This window comes from Aeromonas piscicola (assembly GCF_000820005.1).
GTDB classification, from domain to species: domain Bacteria; phylum Pseudomonadota; class Gammaproteobacteria; order Enterobacterales; family Aeromonadaceae; genus Aeromonas; species Aeromonas piscicola.
Genome location: NZ_CDBL01000063.1, coordinates 100,808 through 102,320 on the forward strand (window position 1 = coordinate 100,808; position 1,513 = coordinate 102,320).

Annotated in this window: 2 protein-coding genes and 1 pseudogene; 2 read left to right on the top strand and 1 reads right to left on the bottom strand. The window is 60.5% G+C overall.

Annotation, left to right across the window (positions count from 1 at the left end):
* Positions 1-184 (bottom strand): annotated as a pseudogene (locus BN1128_RS16270) (efflux transporter periplasmic adaptor subunit); the annotation flags it as partial.
* Between the two features lie 143 nt (positions 185-327).
* Between BN1128_RS16270 and BN1128_RS16275 the strand changes: the two are divergent.
* Positions 328-969: a TetR family transcriptional regulator gene (locus tag BN1128_RS16275; protein ID WP_042870660.1), complete on the top strand. Its 642-nt coding sequence runs from the start codon at positions 328-330 to the stop codon at positions 967-969.
* A gap of 143 nt (positions 970-1,112) precedes the next feature.
* The coding region (locus tag BN1128_RS26285) for an SAM-dependent methyltransferase (RefSeq protein ID WP_244464604.1) at positions 1,113-1,513 on the top strand (401 nt) is incomplete at its 3' end.

A 1,513-nucleotide genomic window follows, 5' to 3' on the forward strand; every position in this document is an offset into this window, starting at 1 on the left:
CGCTGCGGCCGGTCAGCTCCGAGGTAAGCTGCAACGGCATGGTGTGCAGGGTGACGACATCCACGGCGGCGGGTGGCATCTCACCCGGCCCTTGCTGAGCACTGCCCTGTTCGCCACAAGCTGTCAGCAGACCGCTTGCCAGCAGGGCAAGGCCGACCGAACGTGCGAGAATATGTTTATGCATGAAGAACCTGAGCCTCTGTCAATCAATGAATAACCACAGGTTTTGTATGACCCTGTTGGTAAAATCGGAAAGATGAGGCAATATACATACATTCATAAATGTATGTAAGTGACTTTTTTTACTTTTACAAGGCGCAGATATCGATGGCCAGAAGAACCAAAGAAGAGGCGCAGCAGACCCGCTGCCACATCATGAGTACGGCCCTGAATCTGTTCTGTTCGCATGGATTGGCCAAGACCAGCCTGACCGATATTGCCAGGGCCGCTGATCTGACCCGTGGCGCCATCTATTGGCACTTCAAGAACAAGGAGGAGCTGTTCGTCTCTCTGTGGGAGGAGCTGTGCCAACCGCTTTCCCATCAGCTCGACGCCTGTGTCGCCGAACAGGAGCCGGATCCTCTCGGCAAGCTGCGCAGCTTCCTCAAGGAGGTGCTGGTGAAGATCAGCACCAATCCAGCCCACCAGCAGATGTTCACCATCATGTTCAATCTCGAATCGCTGGAAGGGGAAGCCATCTCGCTGCGCGAGCACATGCGCAGCCAGTCCGCCAACTTCTTCCGGGACTTGGAGACTACCCTGGCCAATGCGGTGCGCCTCGGCCAGCTACCCCGGGGGCTGGATCTGCAACGGGCCGCCACCCTGCTGCACTGCACCCTGGATGGCTACATCATCAACTGGCTGCACTTCCCGGAGCGCATCGACCTGACCCGGGAGGCCGACTTCCTGCTCGACAGCCTGTTTGCCCTGATAGCCCTGCCAAACGGCCCGGCCGTCCGCCGCCCCTGATAGCCCAGGGCCAGCCCAACGCAGGCCCCTTTCCTTGCCATCACACCGGCTCTCCAGCCTGGCAGTAGCGGTTCACGGCACGACGCTTTGGTAGCCCGTCGCCAAATTTGCTAGAGTAGCGCCCCCGAAAGAAGGTGCCTGCCATGTCCATATTGCCACTGCCCAATCATGATGCCTCCCCCGGTCAGCCATCGGTATCGCCACTGCCCAGTCATGATGCCTCCTCCAGTCTGCCATCTGTGGCGGATCCAGACACCCTGTCAGCCCGTCAGCGCTTTCTGAAACAGCTGGCGGCAGGCGCCCATCTGCTGGAAGCGGGCTGCGGAGCGGGCGAGGATCTGCTCTTTTTCCGGCAGCAAGGTCTCATGGTCACCGCCTTTGATGCCAGCTTGGTCCAGGCGAAGCTGGCCTCGCGCCGCAGCGGCCAGCCTGTCCGGGTCTGCCGCCTCGAGCAGATGCACAGCGCCTTGCCCTTTGACGCCATCTGGGCCAGCGGCTCGCTGCCCTGCCTGGCCGAGGAAGAGCTTGCCCCCGCTCTGATGCA

Excerpts from the sequence above, each read along its gene's own strand:
- BN1128_RS16275 (WP_042870660.1), top strand. The coding sequence starts at position 328 with ATGGCCAGAAGAACCAAAGAAGAGGCGCAGCAGACCCGCTGCCACATC.